General features: G+C 58.0%; 15 protein-coding genes. 8 read left to right on the forward strand and 7 right to left on the reverse strand.

Annotation, left to right across the window (positions count from 1 at the left end; genetic code table 11):
* Positions 1–359: 359 nt before the first annotated feature.
* A complete protein-coding gene (locus ACERJA_RS18905) occupies positions 360–740 on the reverse strand; it encodes a VOC family protein (RefSeq protein WP_373609768.1) in 381 nt (126 codons plus the stop codon).
* A 346-nt stretch (positions 741–1,086) separates the two neighbouring features.
* On the opposite strand from ACERJA_RS18905, the gene ACERJA_RS18910 reads away from it, so the two are divergent.
* Positions 1,087–4,077 carry an FAD-binding and (Fe-S)-binding domain-containing protein gene (locus ACERJA_RS18910; RefSeq protein ID WP_373609769.1) on the forward strand — a complete coding sequence of 997 codons (2,991 nt, stop codon included), beginning with the start codon at positions 1,087–1,089 and terminating at the stop codon, positions 4,075–4,077.
* Between the two features lie 311 nt (positions 4,078–4,388).
* Here the strand turns inward: ACERJA_RS18910 and ACERJA_RS18915 are convergent, their stop codons facing one another.
* The 4 genes from ACERJA_RS18915 to ACERJA_RS18930 all read right to left on the reverse strand — a co-directional run bounded on the left by ACERJA_RS18915 (position 4,389) and on the right by ACERJA_RS18930 (position 9,525).
* The gene (locus tag ACERJA_RS18915) at positions 4,389–6,122 is read right to left on the reverse strand and encodes an L-lactate permease (RefSeq protein WP_373609770.1); all 1,734 of its coding nucleotides are present in this window, start codon (positions 6,120–6,122) and stop codon (positions 4,389–4,391) included.
* Between the two features lie 399 nt (positions 6,123–6,521).
* A complete protein-coding gene (locus ACERJA_RS18920; RefSeq protein ID WP_373609771.1) occupies positions 6,522–7,250 on the reverse strand; it encodes a fumarylacetoacetate hydrolase family protein in 729 nt (242 codons plus the stop codon).
* 587 nt (positions 7,251–7,837) lie between these two features.
* Positions 7,838–8,851 (reverse strand): phosphotransferase family protein, encoded by a 1,014-nt coding sequence (locus ACERJA_RS18925; RefSeq protein WP_373609772.1) that lies wholly within the window; start codon positions 8,849–8,851, stop codon positions 7,838–7,840.
* Positions 8,848–9,525, reverse strand: a complete 678-nt coding sequence (locus ACERJA_RS18930; RefSeq protein ID WP_373609773.1) for an HAD family hydrolase — start codon at positions 9,523–9,525, stop codon at positions 8,848–8,850. Before ACERJA_RS18930 ends, ACERJA_RS18925 begins: the two co-directional genes overlap by 4 nt.
* 308 nt (positions 9,526–9,833) lie before the next feature.
* Between ACERJA_RS18930 and ACERJA_RS18935 the strand changes: the two genes are divergently transcribed.
* On the forward strand, positions 9,834–10,028 hold the full coding sequence (locus ACERJA_RS18935; protein ID WP_373609774.1) for a hypothetical protein: 195 nt from the start codon (positions 9,834–9,836) through the stop codon (positions 10,026–10,028).
* Positions 10,029–10,071: 43 nt separating this feature from the next.
* Here the strand turns inward: ACERJA_RS18935 and ACERJA_RS18940 are convergent, their stop codons facing one another.
* A complete protein-coding gene (locus tag ACERJA_RS18940) occupies positions 10,072–10,641 on the reverse strand; it encodes a hypothetical protein (protein ID WP_373609775.1) in 570 nt (189 codons plus the stop codon).
* 209 nt (positions 10,642–10,850) lie between these two features.
* Here ACERJA_RS18940 and fdhF point away from each other — a divergent pair, with 209 nt between their 5' ends.
* A complete protein-coding gene (gene fdhF / locus ACERJA_RS18945) occupies positions 10,851–12,962 on the forward strand; it encodes a formate dehydrogenase subunit alpha (protein WP_373609776.1) in 2,112 nt (703 codons plus the stop codon).
* Between the two features lie 92 nt (positions 12,963–13,054).
* Here the strand turns inward: fdhF and ACERJA_RS18950 are convergent, their stop codons facing one another.
* Positions 13,055–13,822 (reverse strand): carbon-nitrogen hydrolase family protein, encoded by a 768-nt coding sequence (locus ACERJA_RS18950; protein WP_373609777.1) that lies wholly within the window; start codon positions 13,820–13,822, stop codon positions 13,055–13,057.
* 184 nt (positions 13,823–14,006) lie between these two features.
* Here ACERJA_RS18950 and ACERJA_RS18955 point away from each other — a divergent pair, with 184 nt between their 5' ends.
* The 5 genes from ACERJA_RS18955 to ACERJA_RS18975 all read left to right on the forward strand — a co-directional run bounded on the left by ACERJA_RS18955 (position 14,007) and on the right by ACERJA_RS18975 (position 19,774).
* Positions 14,007–16,874: an FAD-binding and (Fe-S)-binding domain-containing protein gene (locus ACERJA_RS18955; RefSeq protein WP_373609778.1), complete on the forward strand. Its 2,868-nt coding sequence runs from the start codon at positions 14,007–14,009 to the stop codon at positions 16,872–16,874.
* Complete coding sequence (locus tag ACERJA_RS18960; protein ID WP_373609779.1) at positions 16,871–17,728, forward strand: DUF6282 family protein; 858 nt, start codon at positions 16,871–16,873, stop codon at positions 17,726–17,728. The genes ACERJA_RS18955 and ACERJA_RS18960 overlap by 4 nt, the downstream gene beginning before the upstream one ends.
* A gap of 79 nt (positions 17,729–17,807) precedes the next feature.
* Positions 17,808–18,623 carry an amidohydrolase family protein gene (locus ACERJA_RS18965; RefSeq protein WP_373609780.1) on the forward strand — a complete coding sequence of 272 codons (816 nt, stop codon included), beginning with the start codon at positions 17,808–17,810 and terminating at the stop codon, positions 18,621–18,623.
* A gap of 46 nt (positions 18,624–18,669) precedes the next feature.
* The gene (locus tag ACERJA_RS18970) at positions 18,670–18,933 is read left to right on the forward strand and encodes a hypothetical protein (RefSeq protein WP_373609781.1); all 264 of its coding nucleotides are present in this window, start codon (positions 18,670–18,672) and stop codon (positions 18,931–18,933) included.
* Positions 18,934–19,075: 142 nt separating this feature from the next.
* Complete coding sequence (locus tag ACERJA_RS18975) at positions 19,076–19,774, forward strand: helix-turn-helix domain-containing protein (RefSeq protein WP_373609782.1); 699 nt, start codon at positions 19,076–19,078, stop codon at positions 19,772–19,774.
* Positions 19,775–19,813: the final 39 nt, after the last annotated feature.

Consider the following 19,813-nt stretch of genomic DNA (forward strand, 5'->3'; position numbering starts at 1 on the left):
CAGCGAAAGGGAAATCGCTCGGTGGTAACACTCGCTGTTTGTTCACTCAGCGACAGTCACTTGTTCTGGCATAGAGAACAATAGGTGGTTAACAACCTCGTTTCGACCCTGCGCGTTCAAACGGTATTTACAAATTTACAGCCATACATTTGTAACACATTCTTGGCTTCTGTCGATAACTGGTCTCTATTCTGAAATAGAGAATAGCTGGTCACTAACTGAGTGTTCGAATCGTCTCTCTTGTCGTCAGATCACACTATCGGAGACGATTGGCTCGCGACCCAAACACCCATCATAGCCGCTGTGAATCAATGCACGTCCGATCGCACAGCCACCGTGCGATCGGTGTGTAACCCGTTTCAGTTGGTGCTCTCGTCCAGTGGTTCGACGAGTTCGACTTTTCGTCCGTCAGGATCGTAGACGAACGCTGTTCGAGCACCGGCTTCGGGCTGATCGCCTGGTTCTTTCACGACGCCGTAGTGATCGATGTCTTCGAAAACGGCGTCAACGTCGTCGACTCCGATTGCAAGGTGGTCCCACGCCGTTCCCTGGTCGAACTCCTCGTCACCAGTCGTATCGGAGAGTTGCAGTTCAATCCCGTTGTTATCCGCAATGTACCGATTTTTCGTTTCGCCATCCGGCGTTTCGAACTCCCAACTCTCTTCAAAGCCGAACTGCTGATAAAATTCGATCGTCTCGTCGGCGTCGGCGACGTTGATATTGATATGGATGAGTTCCATACCCTGTTTGCTCACGACTACAATCTTAAATTCATTGATTATCGCGCATTGTGGACTGCTGATCAGATACGCACCCGCTTTCAGCGTCCACGAAGAATACCTGTCTGCCGTGTTCTGTGCTTTGAGCTTCCGTCGCCAGAACTCGTGACAACTTCACTGGTTTGCTCCCCGATTGGTCTTCGTCTGTTGGCATACACCATGCTTTTCCAGACGTGTTCTCGACGGCTGTCAGCCATCAGTGGTTTCGCCCGAGCTATATTTCAACTTTAATTGTAGTCATACAACACCTCTCGGAAATGGAAATAATGGTAGAATTTATAATGATCGATATTGAAGGTGTCAAATAATGGCGGTTGAAAAGCCTCAAGACGGCCTTCGTAGTTATGAGGAGTTTCGAGAGACACTCGACCATGACTACAGCGATGTAAGCGAGTACGTCGAACTCGCAAACGATCTTCGAGCGGTTACCAAAGGCGATGTTCGCTTCGATGAATACGCACAGATACTGTACGCGACCGACGGCAGCATCTACCAGGCTCGCCCTGCGGGAGCCGTGTTCCCTCGTGATACCGAGGACGTAAAACACGCCGTTCGCGTCGCAGCTAAACACGATGTTCCGATCATCGCACGCGGGGCCGGTTCGTCACTTGGTGGACAGACGGTGGGGCCAGGCTGTGTCGTGCTCGATATGACGGTCTATATGGATGATATCCTGGCGGTCGACGCCGACCGGAAGCGGGCACGTGTCCAGCCAGGGGTTGTCCAAGACCACTTCGACGAACACGCCGCACAGTACGGACTCAAGTTCGCTCCGGATCCTGCCTCGTCGAACCGCGCGACGATCGGCGGCGGGATCGGAAACAACTCGACTGGTGCACACTCCGTTCGGTATGGCATTACCGACGCCTACACCGAGGAGTTGAAAGTCGTTCTCGCCGACGGCTCGCTTATCCATACTCGCGAGGTCGTCCTCGATTCTGATGAGTACGACGAGATCGTGTCGAAAGACGACCGCGAAGCGGCCATCTACCGGACCGTCCGCGGGCTCGTCGAGGAACACGCCGACGAAATCGAGGCCCGCTACCCTGATCTCAAACGGAACGTCTCCGGGTACAACCTCAACAAGGTGATCTACGAGAACGAGGCGGGCGAAACGGTGATCAATCTCTCGAAACTCTTCGTTGGCGCGGAATCCACTCTCGGCGTGATCGTCGAAGCCGAGATCAGCCTCGTGACACTCCCCGAAGAGACGGCGCTCGTTCTCTACTGTTTCACCGATCTGCTCGAGGCACTCGAGGCAGTCCCCGAAGCTCTCGAGTTTGGTCCCAGCGCGGTCGAACTCATGGACGACGAGATGTTCAGACTCGCTCGAGAGTCCGAACAGTTTTCTCAGTACGAGAAGCCGATTCCCGACGAGACGGAAGCGGCGCTGATGTTGGAGTACGACTCTGAACTCCACGACGATTTCGAAGCGGCGATCGGGCAGACGAACGCCCACTTCGTCGACAAAGGTGACGCTTTCGAGGCTATTGAGGCGTACACCGACGCCGATCAGGCCGACCTCTGGAAGCTTCGGAAGGCTGCGATTCCGCTGTTGATGGGCCTCAAAGGCGATCCAAAACCCTACCCCTTCATCGAAGATGCAACGGTTCCACCCGCCGAGCTCGCGGAGTACGTCGAGAAATTCATGGCCGTCCTCGACGATCACAACACCTCGGCTGCGTACTTCGCCCATGCAGGAAGTGGAACGCTTCACATCCGGCCCATTCTCAACCTGAAAGCGGACGACGGCATCCAGACGATGCAGTCGATCACCGACGACGTGACCGATCTCGTCCTCGAGCATAGCGGGTCGTTCTCGGGCGAACACGGTGATGGGCTTGCACGAACGGCGTTCAATCCGAAGATGTACGGCGAGGAGCTGTGGTCGGCGTTCCAGGAAATCAAGTCGGTCTTCGACCCCGACTGGCGGATGAACCCCGGAAAGGTCGTCTACACCGACGAGGACCCGACCGACATGCGTGAGAACCTTCGCTACGGGGCGGGCTACACCTCGATCGAGCCACAGACGAAACTGGACTTCTCCGACGAGGGTGGGTTTTCGCATCTGGTCGAACTGTGTAACGGCTGTGGAACCTGTCGGCAGACAGATGACGTGATGTGTCCGACGTACCGGGGGATGAAAGACGAAATCGCGACAACCCGTGGTCGGGCGAACATGCTTCGAGCGGCAATCTCCGGTGAGATCCCCGAAGAAGAAATGTACTCCGCGCGCTTCCAGGACGAAGTCCTCGACCTCTGTGTCGGCTGCAAAGGCTGTAAGAGCGACTGTCCAACCGGTGTCGACCTGGCGAAACTCAAAGCCGAAACCAAGTATCAGTACTACGAACGAGAGGGTATCGGACTTCGAGAGCGGTTGTTCGGCAACATCGATACCGTTTCGAAGATCGGAAGCACGCTCGCACCACTCTCGAACGTCGGTCAGAAGCTGCCGGGAAGCGACCTCGTGATGGAGAAAGTCGCCGGGATTGCTTCCGATCGAGACCTTCCCTCGTTCAAGCGAGAGTCCCTGCAAGACTGGTATGCAACACGCGGGTCGCGAGTCAGCCCGACGGAGGCCGACCGGAAGGTCGTGTTGTTCCCCGACACGTATACGAACTACTGCCATCCAAGGGCCGGTAAGGCCGCCATCCGCGTGCTCGAGTCCGCCGGTGTCCACGTCGAAATTCCCGATGACGTCGCCCCGAGCGGTCGGGCGGCGTACTCAGTGGGGATGCTCGATGCCGCTGAAGAGCGTGCCCGGACGAACATTGACCTGTTCACCGAGTACATCGAGGATGGGTACGAAATCGTCGCGATCGAACCCTCGGATGCGGTGGTCTTCCAGGACGAGTATCTCGACCTCGTGACCACGGCTGACGCGGAAACGGTCGCTACACACACGTACGGTATCAGTGAATACCTTGACACGTACCGACTCATCGAACAGCTCCCGTTCGACGAAACCAATGAAACCCTTTCGTATCACGGCCACTGCCACCAGAAGGCAACCGGAAAGGATCACCACGCCGTTGGTGTCCTGCGCCGCGCCGGCTACGCGGTTGATCCGATCGAGTCCAGTTGTTGTGGGATGGCTGGCTCGTTCGGCTACGAAGCTGAACACTATGATCTCTCGAAGGAGATCGGTGAGCAACTCTACGAAAAACTCGACGAGAGCGGCGGAGCGCCGGTCGCACCAGGCGCGTCCTGTCGGAGTCAGATTGGCGACCGCGATACACGAACGGAGAAACCGCCGCACCCGATTGAGAAGGTGAACGACCTGCTCTCGGGATCGTAACGGCTGATGGGCCTCGTTTTCGATCACGTGTCCTCGAGTTCTTCTACCCCTGCCGTTTTCGAGAGCCGATCAGTGTGACTACTGACAGCTTTCCTGTCGAATCGGCGTGGAATAGCGTGTACCGTCGGTGCCATTGACTGGCAGTTCACACTCCATCGTAGAGCCGACGTGTGCTGGGTGTGGAACTCGTTTCAGTTGTACAACCACCTCGAGCGATGCGTCGGCGTTGTCGACGCTCTCGAGGTGACGCCGGACTCGGTGCACAGCAATTGGCGAAAAAACAGATCCTGTTACAGAGCCGTGCTAGTTGCTTAAAATACGTCGAACACCGCCGGCATCACGTCGGGCATGACGTAGACGAACAGCATGGCCCAGAAGCCGACAAACACCGCGTAGTAGACCAGCGGGATCAAGTTCAGTCGAATAATCCGTCCTTCCTGACCCACGAGGCCGACGGTCGCTAGTGCCGCGATGATGTTATGGATCGCAACGAGGTTCCCGATCGCACCACCAACGGCCTGTGCGCCGACGATGATCTGTGTGGGGAAACCGAGCTCCGATGCTGCTTCGAACTGGAACGCACCGAACGTGATGTTCGACGCGGTGTTCGATCCGGTCATTGCTGCGGCGAGTGCACCGATCAACGCCGCGATAGCGGGATAGGCCGGCCCGAAGACGTTCGCGGTTGCGACCGCGAGCACCTCGATCATGCTTCCGACCTCCGGTGCACTGTCTGGCGCGCCGGAGAGGAGCATCACTTGCACCATTGCGATCACGAACACGAGCGCGATCAGAGGCGAGATGAGTTTCTCACCGGCTTCCCGCCACGCTTTGCTAACCTGATCCGTGTTCATGCCGAAGAGCGGAATCGCAACGACTGCGCTCACGAGCAACCATAGGCCAGGAGCGTGTCCCCATGCGATCGCTGCGTCGTGTGGCGTCCCTAGGATGTTCGACCACTCGATAACGAACAGCGAACTGTTGAAGAACTCCGTGACGGGCTCGATCACACGAGTAAGCACCAGTAACACGACGAGGAAGAGATACGGCGACCACGCTTTGAACAGCGACATTGCTTGCCCGCCGTTCGTCGCGGCCGTCTTCCCAGCACCGTTCTGACCTGGCTCGATCGTGCCGACCCAGTGACTGGGCCATTCCTCTCGCGGTGGGAAGTCCCACTCTTCGTCGGGAAGGAAGTATCCCGCTTTGAGCGCAGACACGACGATCGCAGTCCCGACCATCGATCCGATCAGCGACGGGAATTCGGCCGTCAGGAACCACGCCGAGAGCCAGTACGGGACTGCAAAGGCGATTCCTGCAAACAGACAGAGTGGCCAGACATCCAGTGCTGGCTTGAGCGAGCGTTCGCCTTTCGGACTGAAGAAGTAGACGACCATCCCAACCGCGAACAGTGGCATGACGAACCCGACCAGCGCGTGGTAGGTCGCTGCCCACGCTGCGACCTGGACCGAGTACTCAGCGACGGTCAGTCCCTCGGCTTGGATCGCCTCTTCTGTGAACGAAACGCTCGAGAGCGGGTCTCGAATACCGACGATGATCGGTGTCCCTACCGCTCCGTACGTTACGGCAATGATATGTCCGATCAACGCCGCAAGCACCGCTGCAAGTGCTGGGAACCCGAGTGCGAGCAACAGTGGTGCAACGACCGCGGCAGGGGTCCCGAAGCCGGCAGCACCCTCGATGAACGTCGCGAGCAAAAAGCCAAGCAGGACGATCTGAACGCGCCGGTCATCTGAGATTGCCGTGAACCCTCTGTTGATCCGATCGAACGCGCCAGCCTGCATCAGCGTGTAAAGCAAAATGAGCGCTCCGAAAACGATCCACAGGATCTCGAGGGCTGTCATCACCCCAACTATTGACGCAGCTGCGAGATACTCAGGGGGGTTATTCCACATGGTAAATCCGATACCGAGAGCAACGACCCACGCAATCGGCATCGCGTACGTCGCCGGCCACAGGAATCCGACGATCAGGACGGCGACGATTAACAATGGCAACGCTGCAGCAAGGATCTCGACTACCATCTGCAGCTGACCTCCGTTGGCCCGGTCCGACTAGTGACTTTCCGCTCTGTACACGGATTCGACTCGGATGATATGGCTGAAATAGTGGTCATTGCGAACACCTCACCCACACGTATTATAATGGTATTAATAAATATGATGGTGACTATTTCAGCACGCGATACACAAATCTATCATCTATTTGTCTAATATAATAATTTAATAAGTTGAAGAAAGTCCGAGTGTGGTGAAACTAAACTGGAATACATATCTATTGTATATATGTTGTGCAATCAGGCATATTTTGACACTAGCAATAGATACAGTTACAAATTATAGACTTTTAATATAAGTCCTCAAAATTCTATGGGGGCTGACTATCCCACACTACTCATCTTGGATGCGGTCAGTAGTATCACGCTAATCCTTCTTGCTACTGTCGACGACCTGATTCCGAAGGGTTCCAACTCCCTCGTAAGTAATCTCGACGGTGTCACCGGGTTCGATGAGACCGGGATTTGCGGGACTGCCGAACGCGACGACATCCCCTGGCTGGAACGTAAACCGTTTGGAAAGATAGGAGATAATCTCGTACGGATCGAACAGCATCAGCTCCGTGTTCGCTTCCTGTCGTCGTTCGTCGCTCACGTCGGTCCACATGTCGATATCAGTTGGGTCGACAGCTGTCTCGATCCACGGACCGAGCGGGCCTGAACCGTCGAAGGCCTTTCGTGCAGTCCGTCCCTGTTGATCGAGGGCGTCCACGTCGTTCATAATTGTGTATCCACGGACGATTTCGGGGACTTCGCTTTCCGGAACGTCGTGGCAGGTTTCGTCGATGACCGCCGCGAGTTCACCAGCGTAGGTCAGTTCACTCGTAAACTCTGGATAGGCAATCGGTGTGTCGTGGCTCACCAGCGAAGCGGGCGGTTTGATAAAAAAGTCGGGCTCTTCGGGCCGTTCATACTCCATTTGATCTAACGTTTCTGCGTAGTTGCGACCGACGCAGTACAGTGCTGTGGGCTCACAAGGCGGACGCAGATCTCCATCGACGCCGACTTCGTAGCTCTCGTCGTCCGTGTGAACGACGCCGTCCTCGTACCGTCCCGTAACCGTTCCATCCGAAGTTCTGATCCGTGCAAGTCGCATTACTGGCGGTTGTGAATCCAAGCGTGTAGGTCTACCGATTCGATTTCTGTGTCGCTCTCGAGATCCTCACGACCGCACCACGACATTGCTCAGGTGGGATCAAAATAGTGCAGTACAGGATCGTTAGAGTGAATTGCGCCAAAAATACAGTTCGGCGAAACAGACGACTGGAGCCATGATTCTGCTGTTATTGATTTTGCCCGCCAAATGGCTTGGAAGAGAAGATGTTTGTGTAGCTATTTTGTGAATTATATGTTCAAATGGAATCGATTCGAATAGATTTGACCTCGAAGAAGTTGCGGTACAGTCGGTATATATGTGATTCTGTTTTATTGAAGAGTATCGATCAACTACGTGAGCTTTTGCAATTCGATGCAGGATCGCTGCTTATCGAACCGATATAGCGAATCTACATGATACCGTTATACTATCTACAGAGTCATAGTCTACATTCTGTTAATTTTGCTCCATCTAATATGTCAGATTGGTTTTTTGTGTATGGTACTATCATTTAGCACGCCAACGCAGTGAACCACCCCCGTCAAACCTCGAGGCACACGGCCCGTGGTCTCTGTCGAACGATCTGATCACGGTCGTCTTGTATCGTGGCTGTTCGGCTTGGAACTCGAGGGCGGATCGTTTTCGACTGCAGCCTCGAGTGCCCGGCGATGGAACGCGACTGCATCGTCGTGTTCGAGTTCCGGATACTGCGGGTTGGTTACGGTGCCTGTCGAATCGACTGCACTGTCCGCGATTGCAGCCACGCGGTATACTGTCGGAACTGATGGATATGGTCTGACGCTCTCGTATCCCGTCTTGAAAGCGTCTCGAAGCGGTTCTGGCTCCGGAACGTACCAGTCTGCGATGAGATACTCGGCTTTTGCCACCGACAGTGACGCTGGGGCGGCCAGTGGAGCCTCCCAGTCCACGATCGCCGCTATACTTTTGTCAGCAACGAGTGCGTTCCCAGGTCGAAAATCCCACGGATAAAGCCGTGCAGGAGGTGCCGACTCGACGGGCGAATTGGCAACCAGCTCTCGCAGTTCGGATCGGAGCGGCTCGAACACCGGTGGTAGCCGCCTGACAGCCCGGTGTCCATACTCGCGAAACCACGTTTCCCAGTCGTCGCGTCGTGGGGTAAGCGTTTTACTCGTTGTCTTGAGCGTGCCGTACCCATCGAACTGGAACACTTCGTGAAGATGGGCGAGAGACGTCCCGAACGACTGGGCAAGTTCGCGTTGTATCGCCGAGTCGAATACAGTGAACCGCTCGTGGAGGTCAGCACCGTCGATGTACGCCGTGAGCATGTACGCCACGTTATTGTGACAACCCGAAGTGAGTACAGGCGGTACCGGAACGCTGGTTCGGTTTCGTATCTCAGCTAGCAGTGTCGCCTCGGTTTGTAACCACGTCGCCTCGTCGCACACCTGCACTACTACTGGATTTCGCTGTGCAAATCTGGCAACTGCCGTTTGTTTTCGGTTTCCACGGTGTATCGGCACTATTTCCGTGACTGACTCGGCAAGAGCTGTGAGGGCAACAGCAGCGCCAGCTCGCTGTTTGTCATCTTCGAACGCCTTTCCCAACAGCTCCTCAGTCATCGCCTTTCGCTCAGCACGTCTGGAAGGTCCGACAGTGAGTCAAGCACGTACTCCGGGTCGTACGCCCCGGCGTCGTCGTCCATCCCGCGGAGCCACGCGGCCGACAGTCCGGCGTTCTGTGCGCCTGCGACATCGTACTCGAGTGAGTTACCAACGTACAACACCTGCGCTGGCACCACGTCAAGTTCGGCGAGCGAGCGTTCGAACGGGACTGTATGTGGCTTTCTTCGCGATAGTTCCGCGCCGTAGACGATCACGTCGAATCGGTGCACTATGTTGAGTGTCTCGAGTTTCGCCTGCTGGCGGTCTTTTGGACCGTTCGTGACCATTCCCACAGGCCCAATTTCGGCCGCACTCTCAAGCGCATGCTCTGCTCCCGGCAACAGGGTCACTGCGGTATCGTCGACGAACTCATTGAGTGCCTCCGCAAGCGCAAGCGGATCGACATCCGTCCGGCCGTGCTGTGCAGCGAGACGGGCAAATCCAGCACCGATGTAGCCAAGCCAGTCGTCGTGGTCTGGCGGTCCATCGAGTGCTGCCCAGAGTGCAGTGGGTTCGCCAAACGGCTCTTCGCCCACCTGTTCGAACGCGTTCGCGTATATCGCATCAGTGTCCTGGTTTCGATGACAAAGTGTGCCATCGAGGTCGAACAGGACTGCGTCGAAAGCTGTCACGCACGCTAGTTGGCTGGATACAGCAAAAACCTCGCGGTGCCGAAACAGACGGGGAGCTGACGAATCTGTAGAATGTTTCGACATGATTGATTGTCTCTACTGTAAGTACGTGTATGAATGTAACGCTAGTATTGTTAGCACACCCCGCGGAGGGTGGTTTGTAGATCCCATCGGTTTCTGGCGCAAGCCCCGTTTTGCCGTCGCTCGAGACGAGACGCACTATTTGGCTGCACTTTGCTTTGCCGGCGAACGACGACTGAGCCCTTGCTACTCCAACCATTTTGTCACTCGAGAGCGTACCACGGACCATGCAGTACGACAGAATCGATCTGCGAGTCCACGAGCACAACGGCGAACGACGAATCGAGATTGACGGCTACTTCCGACCACATCCGGAGTCGAAGCCGCCGGAATACAGGCGAAATGTGATCGTCGATCTCACAGAAGAACAGGCACAGCAACTGCACGACGATCTCGGCGAGCAACTAGATGCATGGGAGTAACGGCTGCCGGCAGCTAGTTGCTTGACGATAAAATTCGCACGCGTTAAACATCATCGAGTTCGGACTCCAGTCGCCAGAGTGCGCGATAGAGCGTCCACATATCGCACTCGAGGCGGTCGGCCAGCGATCGACAGCGTTCGAGGTACGTTTCGTACGCCTCGAGTGAGAACGTGTCCGGATAGTCGTCAGGTAACTGTCCAGCCGCATCCAGAACTGCCAGTTCTCGTTCGCCACCGACAATAAACGACGTTGGATCGATAAACAGCAGATAGGCGGAGGCGACCGGAACGTCTACGCCCTCCAACGTTGTCAGTCGGGAGACTCGCTCGGACACGTCGGATGCCGTGGTCGCGTCACCGAGAACACGTTTGACCATCTCAAAGTCGTTCTGTCCGAACCGGTCTTCGGCCGCTCGCCGCTCTGCGTTCGGAACGTCGCCCAGAGAGCGCCGATAGTACCATCTGACGACCCACTCTGCATCACGCCACCCGAACTCGCCGCTTTCGAACGCTCCTGGTAGTCCCTCGATCTGTTCTTGCTCGACGGGGTACAGTGGCTCTTGTGTCCGGTATTCCTCAGCTTTCGTCTCGATGATGGTCCGTGTGAGCTCCACGATACTCGATTGTTCACGGGCGCTCCAATAGAATTTTTGCCACTGATTGCCCCGTTGGTGGTATCAACCGCTTTTCGAACGGGCGCGTTCGCTGGCTGGTTCATGAGCTGTGGTGGCTGAACTGAAGTGGTTCGTGCTAGAAAGAATCATGCTTCTGGAGATGGTTGGTCGTGACACCGCGGCTCGCGAACGTGGTCAAAACGTGACCTATGTCCAGTGATAATCCAGATCCCGTGAAAACTATTTGTCCGTACTGCGGTGTCGGGTGCGGAATTACGGTACAGCCCGGTGAAGAGCCCAGTGACATGCGGTTTATGCCGTGGGGTGATGCACCAGTAAACGAGGGGCGTGTCTGTATCAAAGGTGGGGCAGCGACGGAAGTCGTCGATCACGAGGACCGGTTGACCAACCCACTGATCAAAGAGGACGGTGAGTTCCGCGACGCATCGTGGGAGGAAGCCTACGAGTACGTTGTCGACGAACTTGCCCGCATTCGAGACGAACACGGGCCCGACGCGATGGGCTTTTACGGCTCATCGAAGGTGATGAACGAGGAGAACTACCTTCTCCAGAAGCTGACCCGCCGCTACGGAACGAACAACGTCGACAACTGCACGCGAATGTGTCACGCGTCGACCGTCTGGGCGCTGCGAACGAGCCTGGGCGCGGGTGCGATGACCAACAGCATGGAGGACCTTCGAGACGAGGCAGACGTCTTCTGGATCCAAGGCGCGAATCCTGGCGAGCAACATCCCATCGCCAACAGCCAGTACTTCCGGCAGGCAGTGCTCGACGGTGCGACCGTTATTCAGGTCGACCCACACGCGAACAAGACGACGCGGTCGTTCAAGATCGACGACACTGACCGCCATCAACACCTCCAGTTGAACCCGGGAACTGACATCCCGCTGTTGAACGTCGTCATCAAGACAGCACTCGAGAACGACTGGATCGACGAAGCGTTCATCGAGGAGCGAACCGAAGGCTTCGAGCATCTCGAGCGGTCGCTCAGAGACTTCGATAAAGCGGCCGCCGCCGAGGAGTGTGGCGTACCACTCGAGGAGATCGAACTGGCCGCAGAGAAGTACGCCACGGCCGACAACGCGGCCATCTTCACCGGAATGGGGATGAGCCAACATCGGTGTGGTGTCGACAACGTCCAGAACGAGATCAACCTCGCGCTGATCACGGGGAACGTCGGCCGACCCGGGACGGGTGTGAATCCACTTCGAGGCCAGAACAACGTCCAGGGGACCTGTGACGTCGGTGCGATGCCGAACGTGCTCCCGGGCTATCAGCTGGTCGACGACGATGCCGCTCGTGAGCGCGTCGAACAGGTTTGGGGGTTCGAGGTGCCCGACGAACCGGGGCTGACGAACGTCGAACTCTCCCACGAGTTCGGCGAGTCGGTCAAGGGGCTGTACGTGATGGGGGAGAACCCGGTCATGTCCGAGCCCGACGCCAATCGAGTCGCCGAACGGATCCAGCAACTCGAGTTCATCGTCGCACAGGACATCTTCATGACCGAGACGGCGGAGTACGCCGACGTCGTCCTTCCGGCGACGAGTTGGGCCGAACGCGGTGGCACTGTCACGAACACCGACCGGCGCGTCCAGCGCATGCGTGGCGTCGGGAAGGTCCACGAAAACACGAAACACGACCTCGAGATCGTCTCAGAGATCGGGCAACGGCTGTTCGACGATGGGGAAGCGCTGTTCGACTTCGAGGACCCCGAGGCGGTGTTCGAGGAGCTCCGACAGGTCTGCCCCATCTATCACGGGATGACCTACGACCTCCTCGGTGAGGAGGGGCTCCACTGGCCGTGTTATGAACCCGGCGACGAAGGAGACCTGTTCCTGTACGAAGACGAGTTCGACACTGAGAGCGGTCTCGGACACATCGAGGGGGTTCGCCACCAGCCACCAGCCGAGACGCCGGATGAGGAGTATCCACTGATCTTGACGACGGCCCGACTCGAGGAACACTACAACACCGGCACGATGAGCACCCGATCGCCGACGCTCAACCGGCAGACGCCCGAAAATTTCGTCGACGTCAACCCTGCAGATGCCGAACGCTACGGGATCGAAGACGGCGACGAAGTCACACTCAAATCACGGCGCGGCGAGATCACAGTCGAAGCACAAGTCACGGAAGACATCAAAGAAGGTGTCGTCTGGACGACGCCGCATTTCGCGGCCGCCTCCGCGAACAAACTCACCAACGACGTTCTCGACGAACGAGCGAAGATCCCCGAGTACAAGGCCGCAGCTGCCGAGATAGAGGTCTCGATCGACGCCAACACAGCCGCTGACGACTGAGCCCTCGACTCTCGGTCGGTGTACTCGAGGGCACGGCGGCGTTCATTATCACAAAGCTGACAACCTCCGTTATAAAATTAGGGCCAAACGGATCAGTCCTGATCGGATGACCGCGTCGCTCGGACAGGGTTTTGCTCGTGTGCTTGCTCGAGGTCGCTCACGGTAACAGGTGCGCTGACAACACCGTTTTTCGTATCCCCCTCTGAACGAATCCGTCCATCTGGTCCGGCAACGAGACTGTGTCCGGCATGGTTGCGCCCGTGTTGATCTCCGGTGTGATTCGAGGCAACGACGTAGAACGGACCGTCTCGAGCACGGGCACGTGAAAGGAGTCGCCAGTCGGGGAGATACGAGGTTCGCCACGCGGCGTTCACGGCGAGGATGTCACAACCAAGCTGGGCGTACTCGAGCCCGACTTCCGGAAAATTGAGATCGTAACAACAACAGAGACCGACGGTTCCAACAGGTGTCTCAACAGTCGTTGGCTCCTCACCCGAGCTGAATACCTCGGCCTCTGCACCCCAGGGATACTGTTTTCTGTATGCTGCTTCGACACCATCCCCGGAGACGACGACTGTCGTATTGAATAGATCATCGCCGTCCCGTTCGGGGAGACCAACGGCGAGCAGACACTGGATACTCCCTGCGATCTCGGCGAGTGAGTTGGTAATTGGGCCTGGGACAGACGTTGCGAGGTCGGCAACGGTCTCGAGGTCGTAGCCGGTGACACAGAGTTCGGGAAAGACGGCAAATGCGACGTCCGTCCGAAGATCACTACCCAGAGCGCGTATCGACTCGAGGTTCGCATCGATATCGCCAATAACTGGCTCGAACTGACAGGCTGCGATACGATCACTCATGGCAGCTCACCACGCAGAAGCTTTCGTCTCGGCTGTCGCGCTGGGAGATCCATACCTTCGCTTGGTCCCGACCGGGAATGAGCGTTCGGTCGGACATGTCTCGATATTAACCTTCAACTGAAATAAAAAGGGTTCCATCTGTACGACTCGAGGGTTAACCGGTGGGAGTTCCAAGCAGATGGTAATGGGTGTCACAACGAATGACCCGCGGGTACCAATCCCTCTTGAAGACGTGCTCGAGGGAGAGGTCGATTTCGGCGAGCCGACGCGGACGCTGTATGCGACCGACGCGAGTATCTACGAAGTGAAACCCGCCGGGGTCGTCTTTCCTGCGGGACAAGAGGACGTTCGCACGGTCGTCGAATACGCCCGTGAACACGGTGTGAGCATCACGCCACGGGGGGCGGGAAGCAGTCTGACCGGTAACGCTGTCGGCGAGGGGATCGTCCTCGACTGTGAACGGTATCTGGACGAGATCGTCTCGGTTGACTCCGAAGCCGAGACGGTGACGGTCCAGCCGGGCGTGGTTCTCGACCAGTTGAACGACCGCGTAGCCGACGACGGGCTCTACTTTCCACCGGACCCGAGCACCTCGAGCACCTGCACGATCGGGGGGATGGTCGCAAACGATGCTGCAGGCGCACACTCGGTTCGCCACGGAACGACCCGTGACAACGTCCGATCGGTCGAGTGTGTCCTTGCAGACGGGACGGTCGCGAGCTTCGAACATCTCAAGGGCGATCGTCTTGAGACAGTTTGTGGACGAGAGAACCGACTCGGTGAACTCGCCCGAACACTGCGCTCGATCGGACGCGACCACGCCGAAGAGATCGACGAGCGCTATCCCGATGTCGAGCGCAACTCGAGCGGCTACGATCTCGACGAAAGCGTTGCTCCCGACGGCTCGTGGCTCGATCTCTCGAAGCTGATCGTCGGCAGTGAGGGGACACTCGGTGTCATCACCGAGGTCACCCTCGAGTTGACTGAACTGCCCGAGCAGCAGGCTGCAGCGCTGGTCTTTTACGAGGACGTGATCGAGGCAGCCGCTGCCGTCGAATCGACCCTCGAGGCCGATCCAAGTGCGGTCGAACTCGTCGATGCTGACGTCCTTGGCTACGCTCGAGACGCGTGGGGATTCGACCTTGTCCCAGCCGACGCGGGGGCGGCGTTGCTCCTTGAGGTCGAAGGCGATGCGGTTGGGATCGAAGACGCCCTCGAGACGGCTCTCGAGGGTGCTGAGACGGAGGCTACTCTCGGCGTCGAACGCGCGCTCTCCGCGGAGAAACAGGAGACGCTCTGGAAGATCCGAAAGGCGTCAAATCCGCTTCTCAATCGTCGACCCGGCGACGAGCAAGCCCCGTCGTTCATCGAGGACGCCGCCGTTCCTCCCGAGCAGCTCCCGGCGTACCTCAAGCGGGTCCGTGAGATCCTCATCGAGTACGAACTGGACGCGAGCGTGTTCGGCCACGCAGGACAGGGCGTCTTGCATGTCAAGCCGTTTCTGAACCTCAAGACTGAACGAGACCGCAAGCGGCTGCAGGCGGTCAGTGAGGCGGTCCACGACGTCGTCCTCGATCTCGGTGGCTGTGTCAGCGGTGAACATGGTGATGGTCGTCTCCGGTCTGCGTATCTCGAGGCGATGTACGGCGAGACGCTGTACGCGGCGTTCTGTGAGCTAAAGCGTGCGGCGGATCCAGACGACGTCTTCAATCCGGCAAAAGTCGTTCCCGACTCGGAGGGGCGACTGGCTGGCGTTGCGGATGGACTTCGATTTGGCGGCTACGACCCTGATGCGATCGAGACGGCACTCGATTTCGACGACGAGGGTGGCCTTGGCTCGCTCATCGAACAATGTAACGGCTGTTCGAAGTGCCGAACGACCGATAGCGGTGTGATGTGTCCGTCCTATCGAGCGGAAGAAACGGAGGTGACGAGCACCCGTGGCCGGGCGAACGCGCTCCGAGCCGCTATCGATGGCCGTCTTGACGAGGATGCCATCACGAGCGACTGGTTTACAGAAGACGTCCTCGACCTGTGTCTCGCCTGCAAGGCCTGTGAGACCGAGTGCCCGACCGGTGTCGACATGGCGAAGCTCAAGACCGAACTGAAACATCAGAAACACCAGCAGGACGGGATTCCGCTTCGCTCGAGGCTGTTCGCGAACGTCCGCGCGCTCAACCGACTCGGGAGCGCACTCGCCCCCATTTCGAACCGGTTGGCTTCCATCGGTGCGGGTCGGGCCGTCCTCGAGCGCGTCGTCGGTATCGATCAACGCCGAGAGTTGCCAACGTTCGCCTCGGAGTCGTTCCTCGAGTGGGTCGACGGTCACGATCCCCATCCCGATGCGGGCGAGCGCGGACGCGTTGTGCTCTTTCCCGACTGTTATATGGCCTACAATCATCCGGCGGTCGGACGGGCAGCGGTACAGGTGCTCGAGGGCTGTGGCTATGCCGTCTCCGTTCCTGACGTATCCTGCTGTGGGCGACCAGCGCTTTCCCAGGGAATGGTTGATCACGCCCGTGAGGACGCCGCAGACAACGCGAAAATACTCGCTGACGACACGCAAAAGGACGTCCCGGTTCTCTCCGGCGAACCCTCCTGTGTCAGCGCGTTACGGGAGTACGACGACATACTCGAGAACGCCGCTGGCGTCCCGAACGCCGCTACGAGCGTCTCAGCCTTTTTGCTCGAGGAAGTCGGCGACGACCTCGTCGAACTCACATCACCCGAGGGAACCGACCACGTCGCCGTCCACACACACTGTCATTCGACGGCCAAAGGGTTCGATCGTGCGCCAGTCGCCTTGCTCGAGCGGGCGGGCTACGACGTCGACGTCGTCGATGCGACCTGCTGTGGCATGGCTGGCGCCTTTGGCTACGAGAGCGAACACTACGACCTCTCGCGGTCACTCGGCGAAGATCTAAACACGAAGATCGACGTGCTTGAACCAGATGTCGTAGCAACGACGGGTGCATCGTGTAGCCAGCAACTGGCCGATCTCGAGTGTGAGACGGTCCATCCACTGGTGCTGCTCGCGGAGGTGATCGAATGACGGGTGACTGGCTCGAGGGTGCAGTCGACGTCCACGTCCACACGGCACCGGCGATGGTCGACCGTGCCCAGGACGATCCGGCGCTCGCTCGGGACGCCCTCGAGGCCGGGATGGATGCTGTCGTGGTCAAAAGCCATGTCGTGCCGACGGTCGGGCGCGTCGATGCGGTCAACAGCGCGCTCGGCAAGGAGATCCTCTACGGTGGAATCACGCTCAACGGGAGCGTCGGCGGGCTCAATCCCGAGGCTGTTGAGACGGCCCTCGAGCTCGGGGCGAAAATCGTCTGGCTGCCGACGACGTGGGCACGGAACCACGCGGCTCGAGCGCGGGCGGCCGGCGAAGACGTGTTCGTGGGCCAGCGCGTGCCGACTGAGGTGGAAGATCTTGAGGTGACGGACGGAGAGGAACTGACGGCGGACGCCCGGCGGATCGTCGACCTCGTTGCCGAGTACGGTGCGGTCCTCGCGACGGGACACGTCTCGCCGGCCGAGATCGACGTGGTCGTCGACGCCTGTGCTGAGCACGGGGCGACCTGCCTGATCAACCATCCGTTCTTCCGAGTGACTGACCTCTCGCTCGACGAGCAAGCCGCTCTGGCCGAACGCGGAGCGGTCATGGAGTACTGTGCTTACGCCGTCGAGAGCACACCCGAACACACTGTCGACCGGGTCGCGGAGGCCATAGAGCGACTCGGCTCGGACCACTGTGTCCTGGCGACTGATTACGGCCAAGTCGGTAACCCGGCGGTTCCGGGTCTGGCGGCGTTCGCCACGGACGTTACCAAGGCGGGTGCAGCCGAGAGAGCGGTCCGTCGGTGTCTAACGGAGACGCCAGCCCGCCTGCTCGGATTGTGACAGATCCGAACCCCCACTTGAACCCTGCGACGAGTCTCAGTGAACGCTGATGGGTAGCACACCCAAAGCAGGAGGTGTAATGACGGACACACCGGTCGTCAACGCACACCATCATATCGGTAACGAGAACGAAGAGAAAGATCGCACGTTCGAGTGGAACGAAACCGTCGACTCGGTCATCGAGGCGATGGACGAGAACGGCGTCGATGCGACGATCCTTCAGCCACTGGGTGGCGACAACGACAAGTCAGTCGCCGAAACGCACGACCAGATCTACGAGGCGAGTCAGGAACACGAGGGCCGCATCTTCGGGACAGCAGCGGTCAACCCCCACCTCGGGACGGAGTTCGTCCACGAGGAAATCACTCGCTGTGTGCAGGAACTCGATTTCAAGTACGTCAAACTCCACACGCTCGCGTGGGGTGTCGACCCAACCACGGACATCGCCTACGACGTCTTCGACGCCTGTGTCGAAAACGATGTTCCAGTGATGGTCCACACCGGCCCACACGGCATGCCGTTCTCGGTCCCCGGGATGTACATGCCCGTCGCCGAGGACTACCCCGAACTCGACATTGTTTTCGCTCACATGGGCGGAGCGTACACGCTCGCACAGGAAGCCATCTTCATGGCCGAACGGTACGACAACATCTACCTCGACACCACGCTCGTGTTGAACATGTACCTCAAGCGCGCTCTCGAGGCTGTCGGCGCTGACCGAATCATGATGGCCGCCGAACACTCCTCAAACATCCCCGTGGCGCTCACCAAAGTCGACTGTATCGGCGCGACCGAAGAACAAAAGGCCAAGATTCTCGGCGGCACCGCCGCCGACTTCTACGACCTTGACGTCGCAAAGCAGTCCTTCGAAGACCAGATCGCCGCCGACGACTAAGCCGGATCGCTCGGCCAACCGACTCGTCAACCACTTTTTCGTTCCAATGTCCGATGCCTGTGAGCGTACAGCTGTTACCGACTCGGCCCGCACGGCCGACCTCGAGACGATTCCCGACCTCGACGAGCGGTTTTCCGAGACCTGTCTGGCACGAGTCTGCCTCGAGACGAACTGTGGCGTGTTCGAATGGGGACCCACTCGCGCTCGCGGTGGGCGAGAACGATCACTCTCCGAAACGGATCGCTTCGAGAAACGTCGACAGCTGTTCGCGTTCGCTGACGTCGACTTGCTGACCACATACATAGATTAATCGATAGTTCTAGCACGTCTATCCTATACCTCGTTGACACACTCGAGTCGGGCAATTACCGTGACTCGTTCTGTTCGACACCCGATAGAATATCAATCATATTTCAGTATTCTATTTATATCCCCTATGAGTTGTTAGCAGTATGCTGACTGCGGAACTAAGCGTCCGATACGAGGGCGATTGGACTGACGAACTCGCAAAGTACGACGTCTTTGGGGAGTTTTTAGCCTCGACGTTCCGCAACCGGGAATACATCGGCATCATGGCCCTTGAAACGGACGACCTCGAGGCCTCACTCGAGGTGATCCGCGACCATGCGATGACCGAATCGGTCGAGGTGGTCGAGCGGTACTCACCCGCACCCGGGGATCGGATGGCTGCGACGCTGTTTATCCGCGGTCAGCTGACCGAGTTCACCCCGTTGCAGACGTTGTTGTATGAAGGCTACCTCCCGATCGGCCCAACTACACTCAAAGATGGGAGGGAATGTTTCGATCTTCTCCTCTCCGATCGTGACGAGCTCTCGAAGGCTGTCGAACTGCTCAGGGATTTCGGCACTGTTCAGGTTGAACGGATCTCACGGGACTTCAGCCGTCAGGTGCTCCCGAGTGCTGCGGGCTGGCAAGAACTGCTCTCGTCGTTTCCCCCACGCCAGCGTGAGATCCTCAACGTCGCCTACGAGCAGGGCTACTACGAGATCCCTCGAGAGACAACGCTCGAGGAGGTCGCAGACGAGATCGGGATCACGAAAACGACGGCGTCGAATCACTTACGGAAGGCCGAGCGCCGCGTTATCGAGTTTCTCGTGACGTATCTCAATCTTGCGGCGAGCGACGGATAGCTGGCAAACACGAGGCGATCTACGTATATTTCTCCTGAG

It is taken from the genome of Natronorubrum sp. A-ect3 (assembly GCF_041821125.1).
Taxonomy (GTDB): Archaea; Halobacteriota; Halobacteria; order Halobacteriales; family Natrialbaceae; genus Natronorubrum; species Natronorubrum bangense.